This window comes from Levilactobacillus humaensis (assembly GCF_024345185.1).
In the GTDB taxonomy this organism is placed as follows: domain Bacteria; phylum Bacillota; class Bacilli; order Lactobacillales; family Lactobacillaceae; genus Levilactobacillus; species Levilactobacillus humaensis.
Genome location: NZ_BROB01000003.1, coordinates 26,323 through 53,279, shown reverse-complemented (window position 1 = coordinate 53,279; position 26,957 = coordinate 26,323). Strand labels below are relative to the sequence as shown.

The window sequence follows — 26,957 nt, the reverse complement described above, 5'->3', positions numbered from 1 at the left end:
TTTTCAAAATCCCGACAACACCCATTAACCAGCGATTAAAAACGACCACCCCGGCAATTCCCTGGAGTGGTCGTTTTCATCAATTAAGCCTTTTTATCCAACGCCTTGACGTCAATCAAGCCCTTGAACAAGCCATAAACAAACTCGTTCGGGTCAAATGGCCGCAAGTCTGAGATTTGTTCACCCAATCCAATGAACTTCACGGGCACGTGGAGTTCATTACGAATGGCGAGCACAATCCCCCCACGCGCGGTCCCGTCCAACTTAGTGAGGACGATCCCAGTAACGGCGGTGGATTCCTTGAATAATTTAGCCTGCGTCAACGCGTTCTGCCCAGTCGTCGCATCCAACACAAGTAAGACCTCGTGTGGCGCGTCTGGAATCTCACGCGTGATGATCCGCTTCATCTTTTCCAACTCGTTCATCAGGTTAACCTTATTCTGTAAACGACCGGCGGTATCCACGAATAGAATGTCATAATCCTCACGCTTAGCCTTTTGAACGGCGTCAAAGACCACCGCGGCCGGATCCGATTGGGGCTTTCCCTTCACGATATCCACATCGGCACGTTGCGCCCAGACGTTCAGTTGTTCGGTCGCCCCGGCTCTAAAGGTATCGGCCGCGGCCAACAAGACCTTCTTACCGGCCTGGTGATAGCGATTGGCCATCTTGCCAATGGTCGTGGTCTTCCCAACCCCGTTAACCCCGACAAAGAGGATCACGGTTGGGCCTTCCGGTGCCATGTTCATGGACGTGGTTTCGTTGTTGCCAGCGGCCTCGTAAATCTCGACCAGCTTCTCAACGACGACGTTTTGAACATCGGCCGACTTCTTGGCGTTACGTAATTTAACCTCGTCACGAAGCTCATCACTGATCTTCACGGCCATGTCAAAGCCGACATCGGCTCCGATCAAGGTCTCTTCCAAGTCATCGAAGAAGCCCTCATCAACTCGACGGAAGTTCGCCAACAAGGCATTCAGGCGTTCCCCAAAAGTATGCCGGGTCTTCTCCAACCCCTTGTCATAGAGTTGTTCATCACTGACCGGTTGCGCTGGCTGTTCAGTCGTTGGTTCGGTGGTCGCTGTGGATTCAGGGGCAACCTCTTCGGCAGGTTCTGCCTCTGAAGTTGTGGCGGATTCTGGTTCAACCGTAGTTGCGGACTCCGAAGTTGCTTCAGACTCAAGAGTTACTTCAGATTCCGGCTTAACTTCGGATTCAGGAGCAGCTACGGCCTCGGGAGTTGCCTCACTAGCCGGCGTAACCGCCACTTCAGGTTCCTCGGTGGCCTCGGATTTAACGACTGGTTCCGCTGAAGTCGGTTCGGCCGTCGCGTCGCTGGTTGCCTCGGGTTCAGTCGTTACTGCCGCGCTACTCTCGGTTTCGGGAGCGACACTGCTGGCAACGGGCTCTGCCTCTGATGCTGCCTCTACCGGTGCCGCACTCTCGGCTGAACTAGCTACACTCGTTTCAGTGGTGGCACTAGATGCCGCGCTAACGGCTTCGCTGGTGGGTGTCGCACTGGTTGGGGTGACTTCGGCTTCACTGCTAGCTGGCGCCGTGGATTCAGGCGCTTGGCTAGCGGGTTCCTGCTTAGCTCGACGGCGAAAAATATCAAATAATCCCATTAGGATTGCTTCCTTTCCGTAGTGGTTTCTTGGTCCAGATCAACGGCGACCATTTTGGAAACGCCGGACTCTTGCATCGTCACCCCGTAAAGAATATCGGCCTGCACCATTGTTTCCTTCCGGTGGGTAATCACGATGAACTGCGTCTGATCCTGGAACTGATGGATGTAGCGGGCGAACCGGGTCACATTGGCCGGATCCAGCGCCGCCTCCACCTCATCTAAAATACAAAATGGCACGGGTTGTACCTGTAAAATTGCGAATAATAGCGTGATCGCCGTTAAGGCACGCTCACCCCCGGACAGCAATCCCATGTTCTGGAACTTCTTGCCAGGTGGCTGAGCCATAATATCAATTCCCGTTGTCAGGAGATTATCTGGCTCGGTCAGGACTAATTTTGCCGTCCCCCCGCCAAACATCTGGCGGAAGGTCTGGGTAAACTTGGTGGCAATCTGATCGAAGCTGTGCTTGAAACGCCGCTTGACCTGGCCGTCCAATTCAGCCATGGTGGCGGTCAGCTGGTCCTTAGCCGTCAAAAGGTCATCACGTTGCTTCGTTAAGAAGTCGTAACGCTCACGCACCTCTTGATACTCTTCAATTGCACCCACGTTGACTGGACCAATCTCATCCAGTCCCCGCTTCAACAGCTTCAGCTGCACGGCCAACTCATTATCGGGCAGGTCGCTCACGTCTGTTTCCGCGGCGGCTAAACTGAGTTGATATTTCTCAGACAACTGATTCTGTTGCTGATCAATCAGAGCGGCCAGTTGGGTCTGTTGGACCTGAGCCTTCTGTAACTCATCATTCGCCAGTTGTAGGAGGCCATTGGTTCGCTGGTTAGCTGTCTCAGCTGCTTCTAAATCATCATTAACCGTGGTTAAAGTTTCATTCAAGGTCTTGAGTTGCGTTTCAATCTGGTCACGATCGGCTTGTGCCTGGGCCAACTGTTTCTTCGCCGCGGCTGGGGTTAAGGCCTGTTGCTGGTCTAAGCGTTGTTGTTCCGCGTTAAGTGACGCAATCTTTTCTTGAGCCACAGCAATCTGGTCGGCCAAGGCCTCACAGCTGGCTTGCTGTTGTTGTTGACGTTCCAAAGCGCCGGCACGCCAAGTTTGCTTGGCAGTCAATGCGGTCTGGTTCGTTGCCTGTTCGGCGGTGACCATCTTAATTCGTTGCTGAACCGCTTTAACCTGTTCCTCGGTCGCCGTAATCTGCTTCTCACCGGTTAGGATCTGCTCGGCCAAATGGGCATCCTGCTGATCATCCCCAGCGTTCTTCGCCTGGTCAATATCTAACTGGGCCGCCTTAACCTGACGACTGGCCTGTTCCAACGCCGTTTTGGCCCCGGCCAACTGGTCATCCAGTTGGCGACACTTGGGTTGCAGGTCGGTAATACTAGCCTGAAAACGTTGGCTCCGTTGTTCACTAGCCAACAAGGCTTCTCTCGCGGCCTTAATCTTACTTTCTTGTTGGGCTAATTGCTGTTTCATCGTCGTGATCGACGTTTGTAATTGTTGTAAATCTTGTTGTTGCCGCAACACACTGTTGTGGTTTTGTCGAGATTGGCCCCCGGTAATGGCCCCACTGGCACTGACCACGTCCCCAGCCAGACTCACCACCCGATAACGATGATGGATCTGCTGACTAATGGCGACCGCGGCATCCAGATTGGCGGCAAAAATAGTTGTCCCCAAGAGATATCCCAGAATTCCCTGGGCTCGCGAATCAATCTTAACCAGATCACTCCCGATTCCCAGAAAACCACTGAGCGTCGCCAAGGTCTGACGAGTAGCATGATCGATCTGTCGGCCGCGGATCGCGGTCAGGGGCAGAAACGTAGCTCGACCGGCCCGCTGCTGACGCAGGTAAGTAACGGCTGACTTCGCCGTTTGCTCCGAATCGACCACAACTTGTTGAAGCTGCCCACCCAAGGCATACTCCACGGCCGCCGTATAACGTTCCGGCACCTCTAACAGTTCGGAAACGGCTCCTAACAGTCCTGAAAATTGGTCCCGGTGCTTCAAGATCGCACGAACACCTTGATAGAAACCACCGTACTCAGCCGAGGCCGCCTGTTGACTCGTGGCCTTGGTCTGAGCCCGTTGGTAAACTTCGAGGGCGGCCTGCCAGTTGTGTTGTAACTGTTGGTATTGTTGCTGTTGCTTTTGATAATCGCCAGCCTCGGCATCCAGTCCCTGTTCGGCGACATCAAGCTGTTGGCGTTGTCCGGCGGCCTGTTGCTGAATAGCCGTCACCTTGTCCTGAGCGGCTTTTTCGGTCGCCTGGAGATCGGTGAGTTGGCGCGCCACCCGTTGGCCCTTCTGGAGCAGACGTTCCTGATTCTGTTGAATATATTGCCGTTCATTACGCCAATTGGCCACAGCCTGCTTCTGATCGAAGTAGGTCGTCCGCAGTTGTTCCAATTGATCGCGGAGATCGGTAATCGTCTTGGGATCCGTCGCCTGCTTTAACTGTTTGATTTCAGCCTTGGCTGTCACCAATTCGGCATCTAAAGCAGTCAGTCGGTCTTGCGTCGTGGTTAACTTTTCCTGAGTCGTCGCGATCTCTTGCTTGAGCTGAGCCACCTGCTCTTGCGCCTGTTGCTTCTGCTCGGCTTGATGGCGTTGCTGTTCACCGGACAGATTGACCTGCCCTTGGCACTGTTCAACCTTCTGAGTAGCCGTCACCAGCTTGGCTTGAAGGTCGTCCTTCTCGCGCAACAGGTCAGCCTGTCGTTGTTTGAGGCCTTGAACCGTCGTCGTTTGTTGTTTCTCGGCGGCTTGGTGATCGGCTACCTGTTGCTGTTTAGTGTTAACCGCCTCATCCGCAGTGCCCTTCTGATCCAGCTCCGTGTGAAGTTGGCGCACCAACTGAGTTTTCTCCAATTGGGCAAATTTCTTTTGCTGATCGAGGTAATCCTGAGCCAGACTACTCTGCTGTTCCAACGGCTCTAAGCGGCCCTCTAATTCGGCAATAATGTCTTCCACGCGGTGCAGGTACGTCATGGTCTCTTCGAGTTCACGCTGGGCCTTTTCCTTATGCTTGCGGTATTTGTAGACCCCTGCCACTTCTTCGATGATAGTCCGGCGGTCCTCCGGCTTGCTGTTAAAAATAGCTTCAACGCGTCCTTGCGAAATGATCGAAAAGGAATCCTGGCCCATGCCAGAATCCATTAGGAGTTCCGTAATATCCCGGAGACGACAACTCTGTCCGTTGATTTGATAGTCACTTTCCCCAGAGCGATACAGGATCCGACTCAAGGTCAGTTCCGTATAGTCACTCTTCAGGTAGTGGTCGCTGTTATCCAGCGTGATCGCCACCGCCGCTCGATTCAACGGGTGACGGTCGGCAGATCCCGCAAAGATCACATCGGGCATCTTACTTCCCCGCAGACTCTTGGCAGATTGTTCCCCCAAAACCCACCGGACGGCTTCCGAAATGTTGCTCTTCCCACTACCGTTAGGGCCGACGATGCCGGTCATCCCCGGCAAAAATTCAATTCGGGTCTTGTCCGCAAAGGACTTGAACCCGCTAATTTCTAATGTCTTTAGCCGCATCGTTAGTCATCCTTACTCTTCTTTCAAATTCTCCAGGGCGTGGCGTGCCGCGTTCTGTTCGGCGTGCTTCTTGGAATGGCCGTGGCCCTCACCAAGGAGCTTGTCGTCGACGTAAACGGCCACTTTAAAGGCTCGGTCATTGTCTGGTCCCTTTTCGTCCAGTAAACGGTAGTCAATGGTGACCGACCCGTTCTTCTGAACCAATTCTTGAAGTTCGGTCTTGTGATCGAAAAATTCGTCGAACCGGCCCTCGTCGAGTTTCGGAAAGACCACCGTGGTCACAAAGGGCACAACGGCGTCGAGTCCCTGATCCATGTAGAGTGCACCAATGAAGGACTCAAAAATGTCACATAGCAGTGAATCTCGGTGCCGGGCCTGCGCCTTCTCTTCACCACGTCCCAAACGAATATATTGGTCGAAGTGACACTCACGGGCAAAGCTGGCAAAACTCTGCTCGTTAACCATGGCTGCCCGCAGCCGGGTCAACCGACCTTGGGGCATCTTGGGGTAACGCCGGAAGATGTAGTTGGAAACCACCAACTGCATCACAGCATCCCCTAAGAATTCAATCCGTTCGTAGAACTTTAGCCCCTGATTAGGGTGTTCATTGACGTATGACGCCTGTGTGAAGGCCTCATCCAATAAGGATTGGTCCTTGAAATGAATCCCAAAATTATCCTGTAACTCTTGATTTAATCCCGCAATCACGTGTGACCCCTCATTTCTTTGTTGCTTGATCCGCTCACGCCTTTTAAGGGCATGAGATTGAAAAAGCCCGGGACGAAAAGTTGCGGCCCGGACTCGCTCAATCATTATTTTTGTTCTGCTTGATGGGCAACGATGTAATCCACCACTTCACCGATCGTATTTAATTTCTCGGCGTCCTCATCGGAAATTTCAGACCCAAAGGTGTCTTCCAATTCCAGGACAAATTCCACAAAGTCAATGGAATCTGCGTCTAAGTCTTGCTTGAAGTTTAGCTGTTCGTTAATCTGATCGCGTTCGACCTCAAAATGGTCGGCAATAATGTCTGCAACCTGATCAAAAATTTCTGTTCTTGTCATAGTTTACTCCCTCGCTCACAGTATTCAATAAGTAGTCTAACCGTTTTAACGGGCCTTGTCTAGCAAATTAATGACAGGCTACTTAAGCGATTCCTTTAAGGCCGCCATTTCATCGGTATGCTGGTCGAAATAGCTGACCAACTGTTCCGCACTATGAGTTTGAATCAACTCGTGAATCTGGCCGATCGTGTTCTTAATAGTTGGCGCCTTGCTGGACCCGTGGGTCTTGACCACAGGTGCCTTTAAACCCAGCAATACGGCTCCCCCATATTGAGAGTAATCCATAGCGCTTTGAACATTCTTGAAGACGGGTTTCAATAGGCTGGCCCCAATCTTGCCACCAAGACCACCACTCATGATTTCACCCTTGATCAGCTTGAGCATTGACAGCGCCGTGCCTTCAATGGCCTTAAGGGTGGCATTTCCGGTAAACCCGTCGGTCACGACCACATCGGCCGCCCCGTTCAAGAGTTCCCGCGATTCCACGTTCCCAATAAAGTTCAGACCATCAATCCCACTCAGTGCTTGGTAGATCGCCTGATGCGCCTTGTCACCCTTGTCGGCTTCGGTCCCATTGTTCAGGAGACCTACCCGCGGTTGGTCGACGTGCATCACGGACTGGGCGTAGTACTGACCCATGACCGCATACTGCACGACGTTAAACGGCTTGGTGTCCGCGTTGGCACCGACATCTAACATCACAAAGCTCGACTGATCGGGCTTGCGTAAGACAGGTAAGGTCGTCGTCAAACCCGGACGGTCAATCCCCTTGATCCGACCGACAATCAGCAGGCCAGCAGCTAAAACGGCCCCGGAATTTCCGGCGGAGAAGAAGGCATCTGCTTGCCCCTCCTTGACCGCCGTCGCAGCGAGCACGATACTCGACTGTTTCTTGCGTCGAATGGCACGAACCGGTTCGTCCTCCATTGTAATGACTTCACTGGCAGGAACCAGGGTGATCCGCGTGTCATTTTGAATCAGTGGCTGAACCTTGTCCTCCTGACCAAACACTAAAAATTCAATGTCTGGATAGGCGTCACGTGCCTGTTCAATCCCCTTAATAATCTCGGCGGGAGCGTAGTCGCCTCCCATTGCGTCAACGGCAATTTTCATGATTCGTCTCCTTATCTAATCCATGGTGGTGTTCTGATGAGCCGTGGTACTGAGAAAGGCCGCTAATGCCAGATTAGCATCCTTATCGGCCCAATTGGGCGAGGCCACTGTTTCCTTAGCCGCCTCCTGGGCAACGCTCAAGATGTTCAGATCCGCCACCGGGTCGCCAACTTTGAAGTCGGGAACACCGGACTGCTTTTTACCCAGAATATCACCTGGGCCTCGTAATTCCAAATCCTTTTGCGATAAAACGAAGCCATCATTGGTGCTGGTCATCGTAGTCATTCGCTCCACGGCGAGTTCGTTCTTCGGATCGGCGATGAGGATGCAGGCTGAGGCCTTCTTGCCTCGACCAACCCGGCCTCGTAATTGGTGCAACTGGGCCAGACCAAAGTGATCGGCATCGTAAATCATCATCACCGTGGCATTGGGCACGTCCACCCCGACTTCAATCACAGTCGTCGCCACCAACACTTGGAATTCATTCTTTTTAAACGCGTCCATGACGGCGTTCTTTTCATCATTTTTCATGCGGCCATGAAGTAGTCCCACTCGATACGTGGGCTCGAACTGTTCCTTGAACCGCTCATAAATAGCCTCGGCATTCTTCATGTCAACGGCCTCAGATTCTTCAATCAGGGGGGTCACCACGTAAGCCTGAGAGCCACTGCTCAACTCGGCCTTAACCTCACGCAACGTGGAATCCACCTGATTACTGCGAATCCAACTGGTCTTGATCGGTTGCCGACCGGCTGGGAGTTCATTAATCACGGAGACATCCATTTCACCATAGGCGGTAATCGCCAGTGTCCGTGGAATTGGGGTGGCCGTCATGGCCAGTACGTCGGGTTGTTGGCCCTTCTCGCGTAACGCTTGTCGTTGATTAACCCCGAAACGATGTTGCTCGTCAATGACCGCAAGACCAAGATCGGCATAATCGACCTCGGGTTGAATCAGAGCGTGGGTCCCGACAATCAGGTTCACGGTCCCCTTGGCAATCTGTGGCAACAGCGTCTTGCGAGCCGCCGGTTTGGTGGCTCCCGTTAGCAGTGCCACGTTGACGGGGAAATCAGCAAAGAGTTTGGCCAAATTGTCGGCATGTTGCTCCGCTAGAATTTCGGTGGGGGCCATCAGAGCCGCCTGCGCCCCAGCGGTAATCGCGGCATACATGGCGATTGCTGCCACCACCGTTTTCCCACTACCAACATCCCCTTGCAGCAACCGATTCATGTGGATCGGTCGTTTCAAGTCGTAGCAGATCTCGTTGACCACCCGTTTCTGGGCAGCCGTCAACTCGTACGGCAAGGCCGCAATAAAGTCTTTGAGCCGCGGCAAATCATACGTCAGGGCCTGCCCGTGTGAGGTATGGTCCTGTTGCTTGACCACCTGGAGGCGGACTTCAAACAGGTAAAACTCCTCGAATTTCGCTGTTCGGCGGGCCGCCTGCGCTGCCCGATCACTTTCTGGAAAGTGCATGTCGTGAATCATCTCGCGACGATGGAGCAAGCGATATTCGTCACGCAAGGGTTCCGGAATCAAATCCACGATCACCGGAGCGTACGTCTCAAAGGCACTCTCCACGAGTTTCTGAATGGTGCCCTGGCGAACTTCCTTGTTGGCCGGATAAATCGATCCCATACCGCCACCATCGGCACTGGCAATAATTTTCATGCCAGAGAGACTCTGTCGTTTGGCATCGAACCGACCATAAACGGCGAGCTCCTTGCCAACTTCCAGTTTGTCCTTAAGCCACGGTTGGTTGAAGAAGGTTACTGGAATTATCGTGTGTTCGTCCAACAGCAGACGAAAAGTCAGTCGCGTCTTGCGCCGGCCAAAGCGTGAAATCACTGGGGCGGCCGCAACCGTGCCCTTTAACGTCACCTTAGCTTGGTCAGTCAACTCCGTGGGATCTTTGGCTTGTAAGTCCTCGTAACGAAATGGAAAGTATGTCAACAAGTCATTGACATTTTCAATTGCCAACGACCGCAAAGCCTGTGCGCGTTTAGGCCCAACCCCTGCTAACTCACTGACCGGATCACTTAAACTCGTCACACCCAGTACCTCCTCTCTCTTAAAATTGAAAAAAGATTGGACCAACTAGCCCAATCTTCCTGCCGTCAATCGGCTATTCAACGGAAATTAAGAACGGATAGACCGGTTGGCCCCCCGCGTGAATTTCTGTCTCTAATTCGTCATCCATGCCTTCAATGGCCGTCTGTAGCTCTTGCGCTACAGCTTCGGTCGTATCGGCACCGTAAATAATCGTCACAATTTCGCTGTCATCATCCAGCATGGCTTGAACCGTTTCTTCAGCGGTCTTCAGGAGATCGGCGTCGGTAACCTTGATAGTCCCGTCAACGATTCCCATGAAGTTGCCTTCCTTGATATCAAAACCATCGAGCTCAGTATCGCGGATAGCGTGAGTCACTTGACCACTCTTGACTGCCGCCAAGTTTTCTTCCATCGCCGCTTGGTTATCTTCGAGGTCAGCATCTGGATTGTACCCTAGCATGGCCGTCATCCCTTGAGAAACCGTCGTTGAATGCACGATAACCGTTGGGACATCCGTGACCTTAGCCGCTTGTTCGGCAGCCAAGAAGATGTTCTTGTTGTTAGGTAAAACGATTGCCCGCTTGGCCTTGCATTGGTTTACGGCGTCAACGATGTCCTGCGTACTTGGGTTCATCGTCTGACCCCCGTTAACCACGTAGGTCACGCCCAGACTCTTAAAGAGCTTGGCGAGGCCATCGCCAGCGGCGATAGCGATGATGGCCGTATCGGTCTCTTCGCTTTCGGCTGGCAAGGCTTCTGCTTCGGCCGGTTGGTCGTCGTGTTCCATGATGGTTTCCTGTTGCATCCGCATGTTGTCGACCTTGACCTTAGCCAAGTCACCGAACTCTTGTCCCCAGGCAATAACCTTGCCGGGATGTTCAGTATGCACGTGGACCTTCACAATTTCCTCATCGTTAACGACTAACAGGGAGTCACCTAAACCGGCGAGGTACTTGTAGAAGGTATCGTAATCGAAGTCGTGTTGGATTTGCTTCCCACGACCGATACGTACCATGATTTCGGTACAGTAGCCATACTTGATACTGTTGGGATCGAGCTTGCCTTGCACACTTTGGTGGTGAGCAGCATCGATCATTTCATCCATTTCAGCATCGTCTGGCTTGTAGTCGCCCTCTTCAGCAACGCGGCCGTTCAGGGAGTCGTTAAAGGCTTCGAGCACAAAGGTTAACCCTTGGCCACCGGAGTCCACGACACCGACTTGCTTCAGAACTGGCAATAGGTCTGGTGTTGTTGCCAAGGCCGCCTTAGCAGCCTCGTAAATGGCATCCATGACAACCAGGACATCATCGCTGTCCTTAGCGGCGTTTAAACCGGCCTGTGCGCCCTCACGAACCACCGTCAGGATTGTTCCTTCGGTTGGCTTCATAACGGCCTTATACGCCGTCTCTGCACCCGCAGCAAAGCCATCAGCTAAGTCTTGGGCCGTCAACGTCTGGTTATCGGCTAATTTCCGAGAAAACCCGCGGAAAATTTGTGACAGGATAACCCCAGAGTTTCCCCGAGCCCCCATCAAAAGTCCCTTAGCCAGGGCCACAGCTAAGACACCCACAGCCGTGCTGTCGGCATCTCGTTCGTACTTGGCCCCACTCTGCAGTGACAGGCTCATGTTGGTCCCGGTGTCCCCATCAGGAACGGGAAAAACATTCAGTGAGTTAATAAAATCAGCGTTTTGGTTTAGCTTTTGCGAGGCGGCTTGGACCATCTTACCAAACTCAAGATTAGTAATTTCTGTTACTTTCAACTAAGTATCCTCCTTGATTTCAGTACGTCTGGCTAGTCAGCCAACACCCGCACCCCTTGTACAATCACGTTGACTGAGTTTGCGGAAACCCCCAGCATCGTTTCTAGGTTATATTTTACTTTAGATTGGACGTTCCGTGAGACTTCGGAAATCTTGGTTCCGTAGCTCACAATCACGTAAACATCGATTGCCACGCCATTTTCTTCCTGACGAACAACGACGCCGCGGGCATAATTCTCCCGCCGTAAGATATCATTCACGTTATCACGAATCTGATTCTTACTTGCCATACCCACGACACCATAGTTATCAGTCGCGGCACCCCCAACAACGGTCGCAATCACTTCATTGGTAATATCAATTGTTCCGTACTGAGTCTTAATCTTTACGGCCATGGAAATAGCCTCCTTATTCTAGATAGTCAATCTTAACAGAGATTAATCTTACCACAACCACGCCAAAAATAGAAATAGGAACTCCCAAAACCTCATGACGGCGGCAAATAAGTGTCAAGTAGATTTGCTTGAAAGAAACCATTGCGTTCTAGAAAAGATTATGGTAAATTAGTCAGGTGAGCAAAATGCACTGCTTTTTAAAAAAAGTAATGAATGAATCCACAAAGGAGGGTTTTACGCCATGGCAAAGGATTTTCTTAACGGCAAGCGGACACGTTTTGGTAACAAGCGTTCCCACGCCTTGAACTCAAGTCGTCGCGCTTGGAAGCCGAACTTACAAAAGGTTCGCATCTTAGTGGACGGTAAGCCAAAACGAGTTTGGGTTTCCGCTCGGACTTTAAAATCAGGTAAAGTAACCCGCGTCTAGTGATAGATACGGTTAAACAAAAGAATGAGGAGTTCCGGTTTGCCGGGTCTCCTCATTTTTTTGTGAGCAAAGAAAGGCGTCTGACCCCCACGACTAATGTCGTGGCAGTCAGACGCCTTTCTCGTACAGTCCCTACTCGTGGCGGGCTTCAAAAGTATCGCAGCTTTGAATCACACAGAGCAGACCCGTATCGAACTGAAATTCCCCGGTCTCACCGACAAACTCATTGCTGGCAAAGGAGATCGGATAAGGAATGGGTTCGTTGTGGAGCTGATATTTTTCATTCGTTAAACTCAAGTGATCGATTGGCGTCAAAGGGATAAACGCCAGGTAGTTCTTATCGGGTTCCTTGGTCACCGTGTAGTGACCCGGCAAATAGAAAGTAATCGTATTCTGCCGATCAATCAATCGAATCCGTTGGGCGTAGGCCTTGTATTCCGGTTGAAGCACCAGAAATAAGTTAGCCAAGAAATGGTCGAGGCGACCACCCGTTGCCCCGTAAATATCAATTTTTTCTGCACCATAATCGTTGAGGGCCACGGTCACCGCCAGTTGGGTGTCCGTGTAATCCTTCTCCGGTTGTGACTGCCGAATGTCCTTGACGTTACGCCGGACTCGTTGCAGTTCGGGCGCCTGTAGGGAATCGAAATCCCCCACTGCCGCCACGGGCTGAATATTCAGATCAATTAAGCGTAAGGTCCCTCGATCAACGCCAATCCAGGGGCCCGCAATGTTCCGCGTGCTGAGGCCTTCAGGCCAGTTGGCCTTGGGACCGCCCACGAGGAGATTGAAAGTTCCCCCACGTGGCATTACTTAGTGGCGTCCTTTAAGGCTTGCACACGGGATGCAGGGTCTTCGGCGTTGAAGACGTATGAACCTGCAACGGCAACCGTGGCACCAGCCTTGGCACAGTCAACAACCGTTTCGTTGTTAACCCCACCGTCGACTTCGATATCAAAGGTGTAGCCCTTTTCCTTCTTGATAGCTTCCAATTGGGCAATCTTTTCAACGGTGCTGTGTAAGAACTTCTGACCACCGAAACCAGGGTTAACGGTCATAACCAACACTTGGCCAACCATGTCTAAGACGGGTTCGATAGCGACCACTGGAGTCCCAGGGTTGATCACAACTTCTGGGGTCACACCGGCGTTTTGGATCATTTGTAAGGCCCGGTGAATGTGTGGCGTTGCTTCAACGTGAACCCCGATGATGTCGGCACCGGCCTTGGCGAAGTCGTCAACGTAACGTTCTGGGTTTTGAACCATCATGTGCACGTCTAAGACCATCTTGGTAATTGGACGAATAGCCTTAACCCAACCTGGACCATATGACAGGGCTGGGACAAAGTCACCGTCCATAATGTCGATATGTAAAACTTCGGCACCGGCTTGGTCGACCTTTTCGATGTCCTTTTGTAAGTTGACGTAATCCGCACTCAGGATTGATGGCGCTACTTTAATCATAAATTATCTTCCTCATTTCTTTTTATTATAAATTGGTTTTTGATTCTTTAACAACGTGAGTAACTGAAGGTAGTTGTCGTAACGGCTCTGCATCAAGTCGCCACTCTCAACCCCTTCTTTGACCGCACACCCAGGTTCATTCAGGTGCACACAGCCCCGGAAACGACACTGATTGGCCACCGCCAAGAATTCTGGGAAGTAGTGCCCCAGGTCTCGGTAACCAATGGTCAGCGTGTCATATGACGAAAATCCTGGGGTATCAGCCACCAAACCACCGGCGATCGGCATCAGGCTAACTTTACGAGTCGTGTGCTTCCCACGGTTTAACGCCGTCGAAATCTCCCCAGTTGCCAATTCCAGGTCGGGCGCGATGTGGTTCAACAACGTGGACTTTCCGGCCCCCGTTTGCCCCATGATCACCGTGACGCGATCGGCCAGAGTGGCCTTGACTTGGTCCAACCCGTCCGCCGAGAATGGCTCGCGAGTCAGAACGACCGGATAACCGATCTGACGATAGCCGGCTGCCAACGTTTCAAACGTCTGGTAACGATCGTCGTCAATCAGGTCAGTCTTCGTGAAGACGATGACCGGTTTGATTCCGCTAATCTCTAACGCAATCAGTTGCCGGTCCAGCAGGTTCGTCGAGAACTCCGGCGCCGCCACTGCCGTAACCACGATTCCCTGATCAATATTGGCCACAGGTGGCCGGGTCAGGGCGTTGGTTCTTGGGAGAATCTCGAGAATGTAGCCTTCCTTTGGTGTCGAGCTCTCAAACTGCACACGATCTCCCACGAGTGGCGTGATGCGCCGCTTGCGAAAGTTACCCCGTGCCCGGGTTCGATACATCTTCCCGTCACTAAAGACGTCGTAAAAGCCGCTTAATGACTGGCGAATCTGTCCCTCTGACATGCAGCACCTCCTTTGTTTCTGTTGATCTAAAAAACTCAGTTCTCTTTTATTATAAAAGAACTGAGCCGTAAATGCAGGTTTTTTATTAATTTTTCGTCACATGACTGTCCGATGCAATGACATGGCCATCGCGAACGACCTTATAGGCCCCCGCCTTGCCCGATGCCACGGTAAACGGTAAGGTGACCGAAGTATCCGCAGTGATTGTCATTTGCTTGTAGATGGTGCTGAGCGAATGGTCCTGATCCTTTAAATAAATCTGAATCAAGTTACTCTTGTTTGTCCCACTAGATGCACCACTATCGTCGCTGGTGTCATCGCTATCGCCATCGTCAAAAGGAATCTTAACGTCCACATTGAACTCATCGGTGTCCGAGCTACTATCGGTCTGTTCACCGCGTGACAGGGTCAACGTGATTTCGTCACCCTCTTGAACCACAGCCCCTTCACCTGGTGACTGACGAATGACCTTGCCCTTGGCGACGTCATTGGAATAGGCGTACCGAAAGGCCAGATTCAAGTTGTGATCCGTGGCATAACGCTGGGCTTGCGCCTTGGTCTTATTCGTCAGATCGGCCAACGTGACCGTTTCCGATCCCGTCGACACGGTAAAGGTCAGGTCCGTCTTGGCCGGCACAACTCGTTTACCGGCGACCACACTCTGCTGAATGATTCGGCCGGAGGGCACACTGGTCGAGTGCACGGACTCACGGTGAACCGTGAAGCCCATGGCCTCGAGCTTGGCCGCGGTGCTGGCATACGAGTCACCCTGATAGTCCGCCAATTTCACGCGGCGAGGGCCGGTGCTAACCCAGAGATCCACCACCGTATTTTCCTTGAGCTGTGTCCCTGAGCGCGGTTCCGTCCGGGCAACGCGATTGGTCTTCACCTTAGAACTCGTGGTCTTCCGGATCTTACCAACCTTTAAATGCGAAGACACCAGTGCCTGTCGTGCCAAGGTTTCCTGTTGACCAATCACATTTGGCACGTTGGTCATCTTCGGCCGGAAAAGGGCCATCCCAATCAAGATACCCACGATGAGGAGGAAGATGGTTCCCCCTGCCAACATGAATTTCCGCCGCCGGGGATGACGATCCTTATACTTCAAGCGTTTCTTCTTTGGCTCGGTTTCCGCCGCCGACGCATCATCGGCCTTGGCCGCAGCTTTCGCCGCTTCCGGGGTCACCACAACATGGGGGATCGGCATCTCCTTTAAAGCACTGATCGGCAAGACCTTGGTCTCACCATTATCATTGTTTTCCGGAATGAACCGGGCCTCATCTGCTCGCGTTGGGGATAATGCCGTCTTCAGGTCATCGGCCATACTGGCAATATCACTGTACCGGTCCGCCGGGCGCTTGGCCGTCGCCTGTAACACGACGTTCTCCAAGGCTTGGGGAATCCGAGGATCGATGTCTCTGACGGATGGAATCTCCGTTTGATAATGTTTTAAGGCAATCGACACCGCCGTTTCCCCTTCAAAGGGCACGGTGCCGGTCAACATTTCATAAAGAATAATCCCAAGGGAATAGATGTCGGACTGCTTCGTCGCCATCCCCCCACGAGCCTGTTCTGGTGACAGGTAATGGACGGAACCCAAAACCGTATTGGTCTGGGTCAGACTGTGCTCCGACAACGCCACCGCAATCCCAAAGTCTGTAATCTTAGCAACCTGATGATGGTCGATCAGAATATTTTGTGGTTTCAGGTCACGGTGAATGATGTCGTGATCATGTGCCGTCTTCACGGCCTTGAGAATTTGTTCCATGATCTGAATGACTTCCTGGTAAGGAATCGGAAAGTGATCCTTGATGTAAGCCTTCAGATCGGTTCCCTCAACGTACTCCATGACCAGATACTGCATGCCATTTTCTTCGCCGACATCGTAGACCTGGACAATGTTTTCCTGAACCAATTCCGTTGCTGCTAAGGCCTCGCGTTGGAATCGCCGAATCGTCCCCGGATCATCGCGCAGATCCAATCGAAGCAATTTGACTGACACATCACGATCTAAGATCAGATCGTGAGCCAGGTAAACGTTGGCCATGCCGCCCTCGCCCAAAGCACGGACGATGCGGTAGCGGCCGTTAAGCGTATATCCCGCACGCATCAGCTCACCTCCCCAGCCGACTTCGCCAACAGGAGAACGGTAATGTTATCCAATCCCCCGGCGTCGTTGGCCAGTTCGACCAACCGGTCACACTTTTCGGTCACCGTTCGGTCACTCAGAAGGACTTCTTGAATCCGATCATCATCCACCATGTTGGTGAGGCCATCCGTACAGAGTAACAGCTGGTCACCACCCACTAGTGGATAGGTATTCAGGTCAAAACGCGCGTCATCCGAAATCCCTAATGAACGAATGATCACGTTCTTTTGGGGATGGTGCCGCGCGGCCTGACGGCTAATTTCACCACGTTTAACCAGTTCATTTACCAGCGAGTGGTCCTCGGTAAGCTGCCGCAACAGGTTATCCCGTAGCAGGTAGGCCCGAGAATCCCCAATGTTCGCAATGACAACCTCTTCATCATAGTAGAGTGCGGCCACCAGCGTGGTTCCCATCCCATTGAGATCGGCAAACTGATTCGATTTATCAATGATCGATTGATTTTCGGCAGTGATTTCGGTAGTAATCCATTGGCGTGCCGCCGCTGGCGTTGGCAGGGTGGTCTGTTGAAACTCATGACCCAAGTGGGATACCGCCATGGCACTGGCCACGTCGCCCCCCTGATTGCCGCCGATACCGTCGGCAATGATAGCCAGGTGTTGCTTGGCCTGATTCGTGAAAACATCCACGTAATCTTCATTATCGACCCGTTGCTTCCCAATTGATGTTCGATAGGCCACTTCCATGACCGTCACCCCCTACTTCTTACGACGAAAGGCACTGACGAAGAACCCATCCGAATCATAGTCATCGGGGTAAATTGCCAGGGTGTCCGTCGTTCGGTCATCCTTAAGGTTTAATTTGGTGGTTACACGAAGCGCTTCGAAATCGGGGTGTTCGGCCAAGAATCTCTCGGCAACTTCGTTATTTTCTGTCTTTAAAATGGTGCAGGTACTGTAGACCAAGATTCCATCGGCCTTGAGCTTAGGGACCACGGCATCCAAAATGCCTAATTGGACTTTTTGCAGTTGTTGAATGTCTTGTGGGGTCTTTTCGTAACGAATCTCAGGCTTCCGACGAATCAGTCCCAATCCGGAACATGGCGCATCGACTAGGATGCGGTCAAACTTGCCATCCTTGAACTTGTCGTCCACCTTACGGGCGTCTAAGGCCATGGCATCAACGCGATCGGCCACGTGCATCCGTTCGGCGTTCCGTTCGATAACCTGAATCTTCTTTTCGTGGAGATCCAAGGCCGTCACTTTACCACCGGAATGGGGGTCGAGTAAGGCAGCGATCTGGGTCGTCTTGCCCCCTGGTGCGGCACAAGCATCTAAGACTTGGTCACCAGGACGGACTTGTAAGGCTTCAACGGGTAACATGGCACTCTCGTCTTGAATCGTCACCTTGCCGTCTTCAAAGACGCGGCTTTCGCTCGCTGGATGGTCGTCTAAACGAAAGGCTCCGGCAGCGACGACACTTGGGGTCACTTCATAGCCTTCGGATTCTAGAGATTGTTTAACAGCTTCCGGTGTCGTCACCAGTGGGTTGACCCGGACGGATTGTGCGGCCGGCTGGTTGATGGTTTCTAAGATGCTGACCGTTTTTTCTTCACCGACTTGTTCCTGAAGGGCCGTAATTAACCATTCTGGAACGGAGTAGGTTATGCTGAGCCGTTTCAACGGATCCTTAATCTTGGACACGTCGGGCAAGCCCTGACGATCCATGGCATGCAAGACCCCAGTCACGAAACGCCGAATCCCTTCATGGCCCCGATCCTTAGCCAATTGAATGGCTTCGTTAAAGATTGCCCGCTTAGGCACCCGATCCAGATAGATTTCCTGGTAAAGAGCAACTAACAGGGTCATCTTAACCCATGGTAAAACCTTTTGATTAGGCTTTACGAAACCTTCCAAATAGTATTCCAACGTCAATTGATGTTGGATAGTCCCGTAAACCAAGTTGGTTACGAAACGCCGATCGACATCACTGAGGTTGTGGCTGCTTAAGGTCTGTTCCAATTGTAAGTTTGAGTATGCCCCATTGGCAACTCGGGTCAGTGCTTCAACCGCTAACGCTCTAGGCGTTACATTTCTCGTCATTATTCAACCACCTGTTCGCCCACATTAAGGGCATCTTGAGTTCCGTTTAGAAAATCGGTAATACTTAACTTTGGTTTGCCAGCCGGTTGAAGTGTCTCGATTGCGAGCACCCCATGATCTCCGGTGGCAATCGCCAAGTGATGCTTGTCATGACTCACTAATTGACCGGGCTTGAGGTCCGTCGTCTGATCGAGCACCTTCACCTGCCACAACTTGGTCCGCACGCCATTGAGATAGACGTGGGCCGTTGGTAATGGCCGCAGGGCACGAACCTTGCAGTCGATCAGGTGGGCACTCAGTGTGATGTCCACGCGTTCTTCCTCCGGCTTGATCGTTGGGGAGAATGTGACCTGACTCTCATCTTGTGGCACCGGCGTAATTTCATTTGCCAGGAGCTTAGGTAACGTGGCCAGTAAGAGGTCGCGACCCAACAGGCTCAGCTTATCAAACATACTCCCCACATCATCTTGGTCCGTGATTGGCATGGCTTCTTGCGCGATGACATCCCCTGCATCCATCTTCTTTTCCATGTACATGATGGAAACCCCGGTCTCCTTGTCACCATTCATGATGGCATAGTGTACGGGTGCGCCACCACGGTACTTGGGCAACAATGAGGCATGGACATTAACTGCCGCCACCTTGGCCGCCTTCAGTAGCTTGGTTGGCAGAAATTGACCAAAGGCTGCCGTCACAATGAGGTCTGGGGCCAGTTCAATGGCTCGAGCCATCTCGGGACTCCCGGAGATCTTTTCGGGTTGTAAGACCTCGATATCGTGGTCCACGGCCACCTGCTTGACGGGTGACGCCGTTAAAACATGCTTCCGGCCGACACGACGGTCTGGCTGGGTTACCACGGCCAGGACATTGTAGCCATGGTCAATCAAACTACTCAGGATCGGCGCAGAAAACTGCGGCGTTCCCATAAAAATAACTGAAGTCATTGGACACCATACTTTCCATAGTTAAGTTTCAATTTTATTTGGCTAATCGCCTACATAAAGGACATTGGTTCCGAATCGATCGTCACGGCCAACCCGTGCCTTGCTGGCACCTGAGCTGCCTGACGAATCTGTTCGAGCACCTCCCGTAATTTCGGCTCGTGTTTATATTTAATCACAACTTGATAATAATACTTCCGCTTGACCCGCGCAATCGCCTTAGGCGTGGGACCGAGGATAATCGCTTGGGGACTGAGCCCCTGCTTTAAGGCATCGACAATCTGAAACATTGCCTTGGCCGCTACCGCCTCTTCTTCATGACTGGCTGTCAGCTGAACCGCAAAGTAATATGGCGGATAGCTTCCTTGATGCCGCATGTGCATCTCGGTCACGAAGAACCGTTCGTAATCCTGTTGCTGCGCCAACTGAATGGCATAGTGGTCCGGATTAAACGTCTGGATATACACCTCACCTGGCTTGCTGGCGCGACCGGCGCGACCACTGACCTGCGTCAGCAGTTGGAAAGTCCGTTCGCTCGCCCGAAAGTCCGGTAAGCCTAGCGCCGTATCGGCGTTCAGAACACCGACCAACGTGACGTTGGGAAAGTCCAGACCCTTAGCAATCATTTGGGTTCCCAGTAAAATATCTGCCTTGTGCTCGCCAAATTGACGTAACAGACGTTCATGGGCGCCCTTCCGACGGGTAGAATCCACATCCATCCGCAAGATTTTTGCATCTGGCAAGCGCTGCTCTAAGGCTTGTTGCACCTTCTGCGTCCCGGTTCCATAATAGCGAATCTTCTTGCTATGACAGTTGGGACAAACGTGAGGAATGGCCTCCTCATGCCCACAGTAGTGACACTTCATGCTGTGCGTATCCATGTGCAACGTCAGTGAGATGTCACAATTGGGACACTTCAGCACGAACCCACAGTCCCGACACATGACAAATGACGAGTAACCCCGTCGATTCAGCATCAAGACAATCTGTTCATGCCGATCCAAGCGTTCTTGAATGGCCGTCATGAGCGGTTCCGAGAAGTCGCTGTCCCCTTGTAATTTCATCTGCTCGCGCATATCAACCACGTGAACCGTGGGCATCATCGCCTGCGTCTTCGCCCGTTTGGGTAGGACCAACCGCGTGTAGAGGCCCTTGGCAGCCCGCGCACGCGTCTCCAAGGACGGTGTGGCACTTCCCAGCACGACCGGACAGTGATTGTATTCACCGCGCCACAACGCCACGTCACGGGCGTGATAACGTGGATTCTCATCTTGCTTATAACTGCTTTCGTGTTCCTCATCCATGATGATAATGCCGAGATTCTCCACAGGTGCGAAGACTGCGGACCGGGCACCGACAACCACTGTTGCCTCGCCGCGATCGATCCGCCGCCATTCGTCATACTGTTCTCCCTTGGATAACCCACTATGCAGAACCGCCACCCGCTGGCCAAACCGAGCTTTCACCCGATTGACCATCTGGGGCGTCAAGGCAATTTCAGGCACCAGCATGAGAGCTGTCCGTCCTTGATCCAGAGCTACGGCAATACTTTGCAGGTAGACTTCGGTTTTCCCACTCCCGGTGACCCCTTCAACCAAGAAATTTTCGGTCTGTTGCTCATCAACAGCGGTAGTAATGGCACTAACCGCCACCTGCTGTTCCGCATTCAAATGCAGGGGTTTCGTAGGTGTAACGGGTTGATGGAACGGATCACGGTAGACCTCCAGTGTCGACCGGGTCAACCACCCTTTCTCGGCAGCGGTCGTCATGACTGCCGCACTCACGTTGGCCTGCTTCCGGGCTTCGCTCTGAGCGATGACCTTATCAGCTGGCATCTGAGCGAGATAGGCCAAGAGATCCGCTTGTTTCGGGGCCCGTTGACTGACGGCCTCCCGAATCTCGTTTAATTTGGTTGGAGGCAATGCCGGGGTAATCCCGGTCGTCGTCTTCGCCGTGGCCTGGTTCTTCACCTGGTAAACGACTTCAACCTTGCCCGCCCGTTGGAGCTTGAGTAGACCAGCCACCGTTTCTTCATCGAGCTTGGTGGCATCGAAGTCCCTGGGTGCCCCCTCTGGAAAATAAGTCGCCATTTTGGCGTCACTCAGCGTGGTCGTCGGCCGCACCTGGCGCTTCGGTTGCGTCTTGAGTAAGTTAGGTAACATCGTTTGAATACACGTAATTCGAAAGGCGTAGGTCTTGGTCGCCAGCCAATCCGCCAACTGGCGTAATTCACTGTTGAGGACCGGGGCCAAATCAAGCACCGTTTCAATCGGCTTTAACTGACCATCAAAACTGGTGACATCACTGAGTCCCACGACCACACCATCTACCAGACGGTGACCACGGCCAAATGGCACAATTACCCGCATCCCCACCTGAACCTGATGCTCTAACTCAGCGGGGATCGCATAGGAATATGGGTCATTTGTCTGCATCGTGGGCACATCTACTAAAATTTGGCCAATTTGGGCCATGGTTGTCACCTCACTTCGTTGCTAAAATTTTGGCTAATTGATCAACCAGTAGCGTCGCAATCTGCGTCTTGCTGGTCTTCGGTGTCTGGATCTCTTCACCGTTGGCGTCAATCAAAGTCACCTGATTGTCATCACTGTTGAATCCAATATCAGTCCGCGAGACATCATTGGCAGCCAATAAGTCTAACGACTTGCTGTGTAGCTTGTGTTGCGCGTTAGCTAATAAGTTCTGTGTCTCCGCAGCAAAACCCACGGTCACCTGGTGCGGCTGTTTGATCTTGGCCACTTCTGCCAGGATATCCGGGGTCTTTCTTAACTTCAAAATTAAGCCATCATTATCGGCGCTCTTCTTAATCTTCTGGTCGGCCACATCTAATGGTTGAAAATCAGCCACGGCGGCGGCCATGACGAGCGCATCGGCTTGTGGAAAACGGTCTAAGACCGCCTGGGCGAGGTCACTGGTACTCTGAATCGGCACGACCGTCACGCCGGCCGGCGGCGTCAATCGTGTTGGCGCCGTGATCAGAGTAACCGTTGCCCCTGCCTGTTGTGCGGCTTCAGCCACGGCATAACCCATCTTACCGGAAGAATCATTGGTCAGAAAACGCACGGGATCGAGCCGCTCACGGGTTCCCCCAGCGGTCACAATGACCGACTTACCTTGCAAAGTTTGCTGCCCAAAAAGTGGTAGCTCTTGAAGTTGGCGGGTAATCTCGGCGGGTTCTAGGAAACGTCCCGTGCCACTGTAGCCTTCGGCCAAGGCACCCGTCGCCGGGGTCAACACCGTTACGCCATCGGCAATTAATGTCTGCCGGTTGCGTTGGGTGGCCGGAGCCTGCCACATGTGCGTATTCATGGCTGGCACGATTACCTTAGGGGCCGCTGTCGCTAGCCAAGTGGCACTGGCAACATCATCGGCTAACCCGTTGGCTAATTGGGCCATGAGGTTCGCCGAGGCGGGTGCCGCAATGGCTAAGTCTGTCCAGTCGGCCAAGTCAATGTGGGGAATTTGACCGTCCGCTCGCCACCACTGATCATCGGTCAGCACCGGCTGCTTGGTTAATGCGGCAAAGGTTGCCGGCGTCACAAACTTAGCGGCCGCAGCCGTCAAGACAACGCGGACAGTTGCGCCGAGTCGTTGTAAGTCTCGAGCCAAAATTGCCGCCTTATAGGCCGCCACACTCCCGCTTACCGTTAACGTCACGTGTTTTCCTTCAAACATAGTAGCCCTCCCAATTTAACAGCAATTGCGTCCCTTTCGTGATAAAAAAAGCCAGATCACCCAATGGCAACCTGGTCTTTCCTGAAATGCCCGCGTTAGGCGTTCAAATCCTTTTCGTCCGGATCAATCATTAGTGCGCCGGCTGCAATTTCTTCCAGGGCACGACCAATGGTCTTAGGCGACTTGTAATCGGTCAAGAGTGGCTTGGCACCGGCGTCCAACTCGTGGGCCCGCTTGCTAGCCAACATGATCAATGAGTAACGTGAATCAACTTGTGCTAATAAATCATCAACTGAGGGATAAAGTAGCATCTTCTATTCGTCTCCAATCATTTGTTCGTAATCCGGCATGACCCGGGTTACCCGTAACCGTTCACTGCGAATAATCATTTGAATCCGCTCAACTGCTTTGTTGACTTCGTCGTTGACCACGGCATAGTCATAGTTGCGCATCATTTGAATTTCACCAACAGCCTTCTTGATCCGTTTATTAATAACGTCCATGGCGTCAGTTCCCCGACCAATCAGGCGGTGCTTTAATTCCATTAAGTCTGGCGGCGTCAAGAACACAAAGACGGCATCGGGACAATTAGCCCGAACCTGCATGGCACCGTTGACTTCAATTTCCAAAAAGACATCCTTACCTTGGTCAAGGGTCTCATTAACATATTTTAACGGGGTTCCATAGTAGTTGTCAACATACTTGGCATATTCCAGCATCTGACCCGTCCGAATATTTTCTTCGAATTCCTCTTTAGAAACAAAATAATAGTCGACCCCATTGACTTCACCTTCACGGGGTTGCCGCGTTGTCATCGAAATCGAATATGAAAAATCGGTTGCGCCTGTTTCAAAAAGAGCCTTGCGCACGGTTCCTTTACCTACTCCGGAAGGACCCGAGAGCACAATGAGCATTCCACGTTTAGCCATCGTTTAAAAATCCCTTCATCCAAAAAAATTTATTTAAGCGCCGGTCACCACCGAGTTGGTCTTACCTCACAACTCTGGCAGTCTCTGCTATTAATCTATAGGTAACTATATTACCACTATTTACCCGCGAATAGGTTGAATCCCACCCGAAAAACCAGAAAAAGTCTGGATCACTGGTAATTTCGACCACCCGATAAAAAAGTCTTGCCTTTTCAAACGTATGTTCGTATAATAAAGACACAAACAAACGTTCGAGGTGATCAGCATGCAAAACTTAAATCTTAATCGCGCAGCCCTTTCCGATCGGGTTGCCACTGCATACAAAGAATTATTTAGTTCCCGTCCCGTTGTTCAGGGACAAGTCGTTGACGCACAGATGCCAGAATCGCAACTGACCTATTTTATCCGTCAGGCGCTAGACCGACACTACTTTGTTCGCTTACAGTTTAAGAGTTCAAATCCAGACATTGCCCCCGCAGTGGCTATGGGTCATTTGAAAGAAGATACCGCTGGTCACCTCGTCCTGAAGCAAGACCATCGGTTAACGACAATCGTTGCTCCCCGACTTTTGCGTTCAATCCAACGATTCTAACAAAAATAACGTCCCCTAGACCATAGACTAGGAGGCGTTATTTTTTTTGACGAAATTAATGTTTCAGTGAACGTAACCAGGCACGGTTCCATTCCCAAAGGCTCAGGCTAATCCCAAAGATTGCCAGGCCAATAATCATGGCAGCCAGACTCTTCTGTTCATTCGTCTTTGGCAAGTAACGTTGCAGGCCAGGTTTGGCAGCAGAACTCCCGCTCTTAGGCCCGTGGCTACTGCTCGTTGACGTTACGGCGCCATTGGCATTATTGCCAGAGGTCATTGAAGAGGTAGAGCTACTGGTCGAACTGACCTTGTTAGGCTTGCTTGAAGGTGTGGACGTCGAGCTTGAGCTGGAACTCGTGCTGGAGCTGTAACTACTGGTAGAGTCTGAACTCGAACCGGAGTTATGACTTGAGTGCGAACTAGAACCGGAAGTAGAACTTGAATCAGAGCTTGAACTGGAGCTTGAACTGGAACTACTTTCTTTAGGCGCATCCTGCTGTTCTACTGTTTCCACAGCTGTATCTGTGTTTTTAATGGTCACTGGAACCGGCGTGTCATTTATATCGTATCCCTCAGGAGCTTTCGTTTCTTCAAAGTAATAAATCCCAGGGGCCAGCGGACTGACAGTAACTTGACCACTTTTATCCGTAACTAAATCACTCTTTACAACAGCGGTATCGTCGGGACCAGCATCGGTCCCCTTGACCAATCGATACGTCGCCCCTTCAAGGACTACTTTATTATTTGCAGCATCCCTCTTAATTAAAGTCGCCCCATTTGGACTATCACTCTGTGTTAGCATGTTAACTTTATCCCCATCGGTAGCAGAAACGGTAAACTGCTGAGGCGTGACTGCCGTACTTGCTGGACTATCAGTACTATTCAAAAGGTACCCGTCTGGAGCAGCCGTTTCGTGCAATCGATATGTACCAACCTCAAGGGTTGTATCCTTCAGAATACCATCAGCACCGGTCACTAATCCTGTCTGGTAGTTCTCCCAATCCCCAGTATCAGACAGTTTTTGTAGGTCATACGTTGCACCAGCCAGCCCCTTCTTTTCAGGGTCGCCAAAGGCTGTCTTCGTTAATTCAAATGAACCTGTATACCAACCATTAATATCGGCCGCCGCACCCCAGCTATAGTTTTTCATAACGCTTTCGTTAGCTGGAACGCCATCTGCCGTCCCAGGATCTGTGGTGGTATCTCCACCTCCAGAAGTACTGCTCAATCCAACTGAGTTACTGAAATTCCCCCACTTGTAGGTATTAAAGTAATTAGCATCAATCTTTGCATAGTAAAGAATGTCAATCTTCTGTGTTACATGCTTTAATTTTATGTTGATTGTTGAACCTGATGCCGTCGTCTCGACATCATCTGATGGAAGTGAATTACTGTCTACCTTTGCTGTCAAATTGTGTGGGTCGTCCACATCGTCAGCATTCTGATAAAACGTCATGTGAGGACCAATTTGATCCGTTAGCGTCACATCACCTAAATTCTTGCCATCCGGATTGACAACGATTTGCCACGCAATATATTGCGGATTTCCGTTTTTATCCAAATCGTAAGTATCTATCGGCCAGCCATTCTTTCTTATCAATGAAGCACTCGTACCACCAGTTCCTGAACCACCAGATTCGCTTCCATGAACATGAATGTCGATTGTCCCTTTTCGTCCTGTATTAGTGTTTTCCAGAACATTATTAAAAGTAATAATCATCTGTTGTTTATTCGTTGGGTCAAGGGCCATCGTCCCGACGGCGTCACTACTTCCAGAAAGCTTGACGTCAATAGGCTTGGTAACGAACTGATCATAAACAGCTGTTTTAGGTAATTGAACCTTAACATAGTCTCCGCTGTGAATAACAATTCCATCCTTAATCCCCCAGTCGTAAGTCAACATATAGTCTTGACTACTGAGCAAAGCCGTATTAAGCGAGATTGGATCAGTCACACCACTTTCCATAATTTTAGCCGGTGCCGAGACACTTCCACTCACATATCCAGTCAAATCATTAACGTCAGCGTGCACTCTTGTCTGGCCAACACCCATCAAAATAAGTAGCCCAACTAACAAACTAAATCCTAGGACGCCAATTCTCTTCCACATGACACACACCTCTACACCGTTTTTGTTTGCTGATCTAATTATATATCAATCTTCGATCTAATTTAAGGGGTAATCTGTAATAGTATTAAACTAGGCTAGCTCTAATAATAAAAGCC

Annotated in this window: 22 protein-coding genes; 2 read left to right on the top strand and 20 right to left on the bottom strand. The window is 51.5% G+C overall.

Going from position 1 to position 26,957, the window contains the following annotated elements; all coding sequences use genetic code 11:
• Positions 1-83: 83 nt before the first annotated feature.
• From ftsY to OCU14_RS01370, 8 genes are all read right to left on the bottom strand, one after another.
• A complete protein-coding gene (ftsY, locus tag OCU14_RS01405) occupies positions 84-1,625 on the bottom strand; it encodes a signal recognition particle-docking protein FtsY (protein WP_261809451.1) in 1,542 nt (513 codons plus the stop codon).
• Complete coding sequence (smc, locus tag OCU14_RS01400) at positions 1,625-5,179, bottom strand: chromosome segregation protein SMC (protein WP_261809450.1); 3,555 nt, start codon at positions 5,177-5,179, stop codon at positions 1,625-1,627. The genes ftsY and smc overlap by 1 nt, the downstream gene beginning before the upstream one ends.
• A 12-nt stretch (positions 5,180-5,191) precedes the next feature.
• Positions 5,192-5,887, bottom strand: coding sequence for a ribonuclease III (gene rnc / locus OCU14_RS01395; RefSeq protein ID WP_057879195.1), 696 nt, complete (start codon positions 5,885-5,887; stop codon positions 5,192-5,194).
• A 104-nt stretch (positions 5,888-5,991) separates the two neighbouring features.
• Entirely contained in the window at positions 5,992-6,243 is a 252-nt protein-coding gene (gene acpP, locus OCU14_RS01390; RefSeq protein WP_057879196.1) for an acyl carrier protein, read from the bottom strand.
• Positions 6,244-6,321: 78 nt separating this feature from the next.
• Complete coding sequence (plsX, locus tag OCU14_RS01385; RefSeq protein WP_261809449.1) at positions 6,322-7,356, bottom strand: phosphate acyltransferase PlsX; 1,035 nt, start codon at positions 7,354-7,356, stop codon at positions 6,322-6,324.
• Between the two features lie 15 nt (positions 7,357-7,371).
• Positions 7,372-9,408, bottom strand: coding sequence for an ATP-dependent DNA helicase RecG (gene recG / locus OCU14_RS01380; protein ID WP_261809448.1), 2,037 nt, complete (start codon positions 9,406-9,408; stop codon positions 7,372-7,374).
• A gap of 73 nt (positions 9,409-9,481) precedes the next feature.
• Entirely contained in the window at positions 9,482-11,170 is a 1,689-nt protein-coding gene (gene fakA / locus OCU14_RS01375) for a DAK2 domain-containing protein (protein WP_261809447.1), read from the bottom strand.
• Between the two features lie 32 nt (positions 11,171-11,202).
• Complete coding sequence (locus OCU14_RS01370) at positions 11,203-11,565, bottom strand: Asp23/Gls24 family envelope stress response protein (protein ID WP_057879200.1); 363 nt, start codon at positions 11,563-11,565, stop codon at positions 11,203-11,205.
• A gap of 241 nt (positions 11,566-11,806) precedes the next feature.
• On the opposite strand from OCU14_RS01370, the gene rpmB reads away from it, so the two are divergent.
• A complete protein-coding gene (gene rpmB / locus OCU14_RS01365) occupies positions 11,807-11,992 on the top strand; it encodes a 50S ribosomal protein L28 (RefSeq protein ID WP_057879201.1) in 186 nt (61 codons plus the stop codon).
• Between the two features lie 132 nt (positions 11,993-12,124).
• Here rpmB and OCU14_RS01360 read toward each other — a convergent pair whose 3' ends face one another.
• The 11 genes from OCU14_RS01360 to gmk form a co-directional block, all read right to left on the bottom strand.
• Positions 12,125-12,802: a thiamine diphosphokinase gene (locus tag OCU14_RS01360; protein ID WP_261809446.1), complete on the bottom strand. Its 678-nt coding sequence runs from the start codon at positions 12,800-12,802 to the stop codon at positions 12,125-12,127.
• Positions 12,802-13,455 carry a ribulose-phosphate 3-epimerase gene (gene rpe, locus OCU14_RS01355; RefSeq protein WP_261809445.1) on the bottom strand — a complete coding sequence of 218 codons (654 nt, stop codon included), beginning with the start codon at positions 13,453-13,455 and terminating at the stop codon, positions 12,802-12,804. The genes OCU14_RS01360 and rpe overlap by 1 nt, the downstream gene beginning before the upstream one ends.
• 12 nt (positions 13,456-13,467) lie before the next feature.
• A complete protein-coding gene (gene rsgA / locus OCU14_RS01350) occupies positions 13,468-14,364 on the bottom strand; it encodes a ribosome small subunit-dependent GTPase A (RefSeq protein ID WP_261809444.1) in 897 nt (298 codons plus the stop codon).
• Positions 14,365-14,449: 85 nt separating this feature from the next.
• Positions 14,450-16,474, bottom strand: a complete 2,025-nt coding sequence (pknB, locus tag OCU14_RS01345; RefSeq protein WP_261809443.1) for a Stk1 family PASTA domain-containing Ser/Thr kinase — start codon at positions 16,472-16,474, stop codon at positions 14,450-14,452.
• Positions 16,474-17,217, bottom strand: coding sequence for a Stp1/IreP family PP2C-type Ser/Thr phosphatase (locus OCU14_RS01340; protein WP_261809442.1), 744 nt, complete (start codon positions 17,215-17,217; stop codon positions 16,474-16,476). Before OCU14_RS01340 ends, pknB begins: the two co-directional genes overlap by 1 nt.
• A 12-nt stretch (positions 17,218-17,229) precedes the next feature.
• The gene (gene rsmB, locus OCU14_RS01335) at positions 17,230-18,573 is read right to left on the bottom strand and encodes a 16S rRNA (cytosine(967)-C(5))-methyltransferase RsmB (protein ID WP_261809441.1); all 1,344 of its coding nucleotides are present in this window, start codon (positions 18,571-18,573) and stop codon (positions 17,230-17,232) included.
• Positions 18,573-19,517 (bottom strand): methionyl-tRNA formyltransferase, encoded by a 945-nt coding sequence (fmt, locus tag OCU14_RS01330; protein ID WP_261809440.1) that lies wholly within the window; start codon positions 19,515-19,517, stop codon positions 18,573-18,575. Before fmt ends, rsmB begins: the two co-directional genes overlap by 1 nt.
• A 50-nt stretch (positions 19,518-19,567) precedes the next feature.
• Entirely contained in the window at positions 19,568-21,988 is a 2,421-nt protein-coding gene (priA, locus tag OCU14_RS01325) for a primosomal protein N' (protein ID WP_261809439.1), read from the bottom strand.
• A 10-nt stretch (positions 21,989-21,998) separates the two neighbouring features.
• The gene (coaBC, locus tag OCU14_RS01320; RefSeq protein WP_261809438.1) at positions 21,999-23,210 is read right to left on the bottom strand and encodes a bifunctional phosphopantothenoylcysteine decarboxylase/phosphopantothenate--cysteine ligase CoaBC; all 1,212 of its coding nucleotides are present in this window, start codon (positions 23,208-23,210) and stop codon (positions 21,999-22,001) included.
• Positions 23,211-23,305: 95 nt separating this feature from the next.
• Positions 23,306-23,521, bottom strand: coding sequence for a DNA-directed RNA polymerase subunit omega (gene rpoZ / locus OCU14_RS01315; protein ID WP_020089007.1), 216 nt, complete (start codon positions 23,519-23,521; stop codon positions 23,306-23,308).
• Between the two features lie 3 nt (positions 23,522-23,524).
• On the bottom strand, positions 23,525-24,139 hold the full coding sequence (gmk, locus tag OCU14_RS01310) for a guanylate kinase (RefSeq protein ID WP_057877920.1): 615 nt from the start codon (positions 24,137-24,139) through the stop codon (positions 23,525-23,527).
• A gap of 265 nt (positions 24,140-24,404) precedes the next feature.
• Here gmk and OCU14_RS01305 point away from each other — a divergent pair, with 265 nt between their 5' ends.
• On the top strand, positions 24,405-24,731 hold the full coding sequence (locus tag OCU14_RS01305; RefSeq protein WP_057877921.1) for a hypothetical protein: 327 nt from the start codon (positions 24,405-24,407) through the stop codon (positions 24,729-24,731).
• 55 nt (positions 24,732-24,786) lie between these two features.
• Here OCU14_RS01305 and OCU14_RS01300 read toward each other — a convergent pair whose 3' ends face one another.
• Positions 24,787-26,841: a SpaA isopeptide-forming pilin-related protein gene (locus OCU14_RS01300; RefSeq protein WP_261809437.1), complete on the bottom strand. Its 2,055-nt coding sequence runs from the start codon at positions 26,839-26,841 to the stop codon at positions 24,787-24,789.
• Positions 26,842-26,957: the final 116 nt, after the last annotated feature.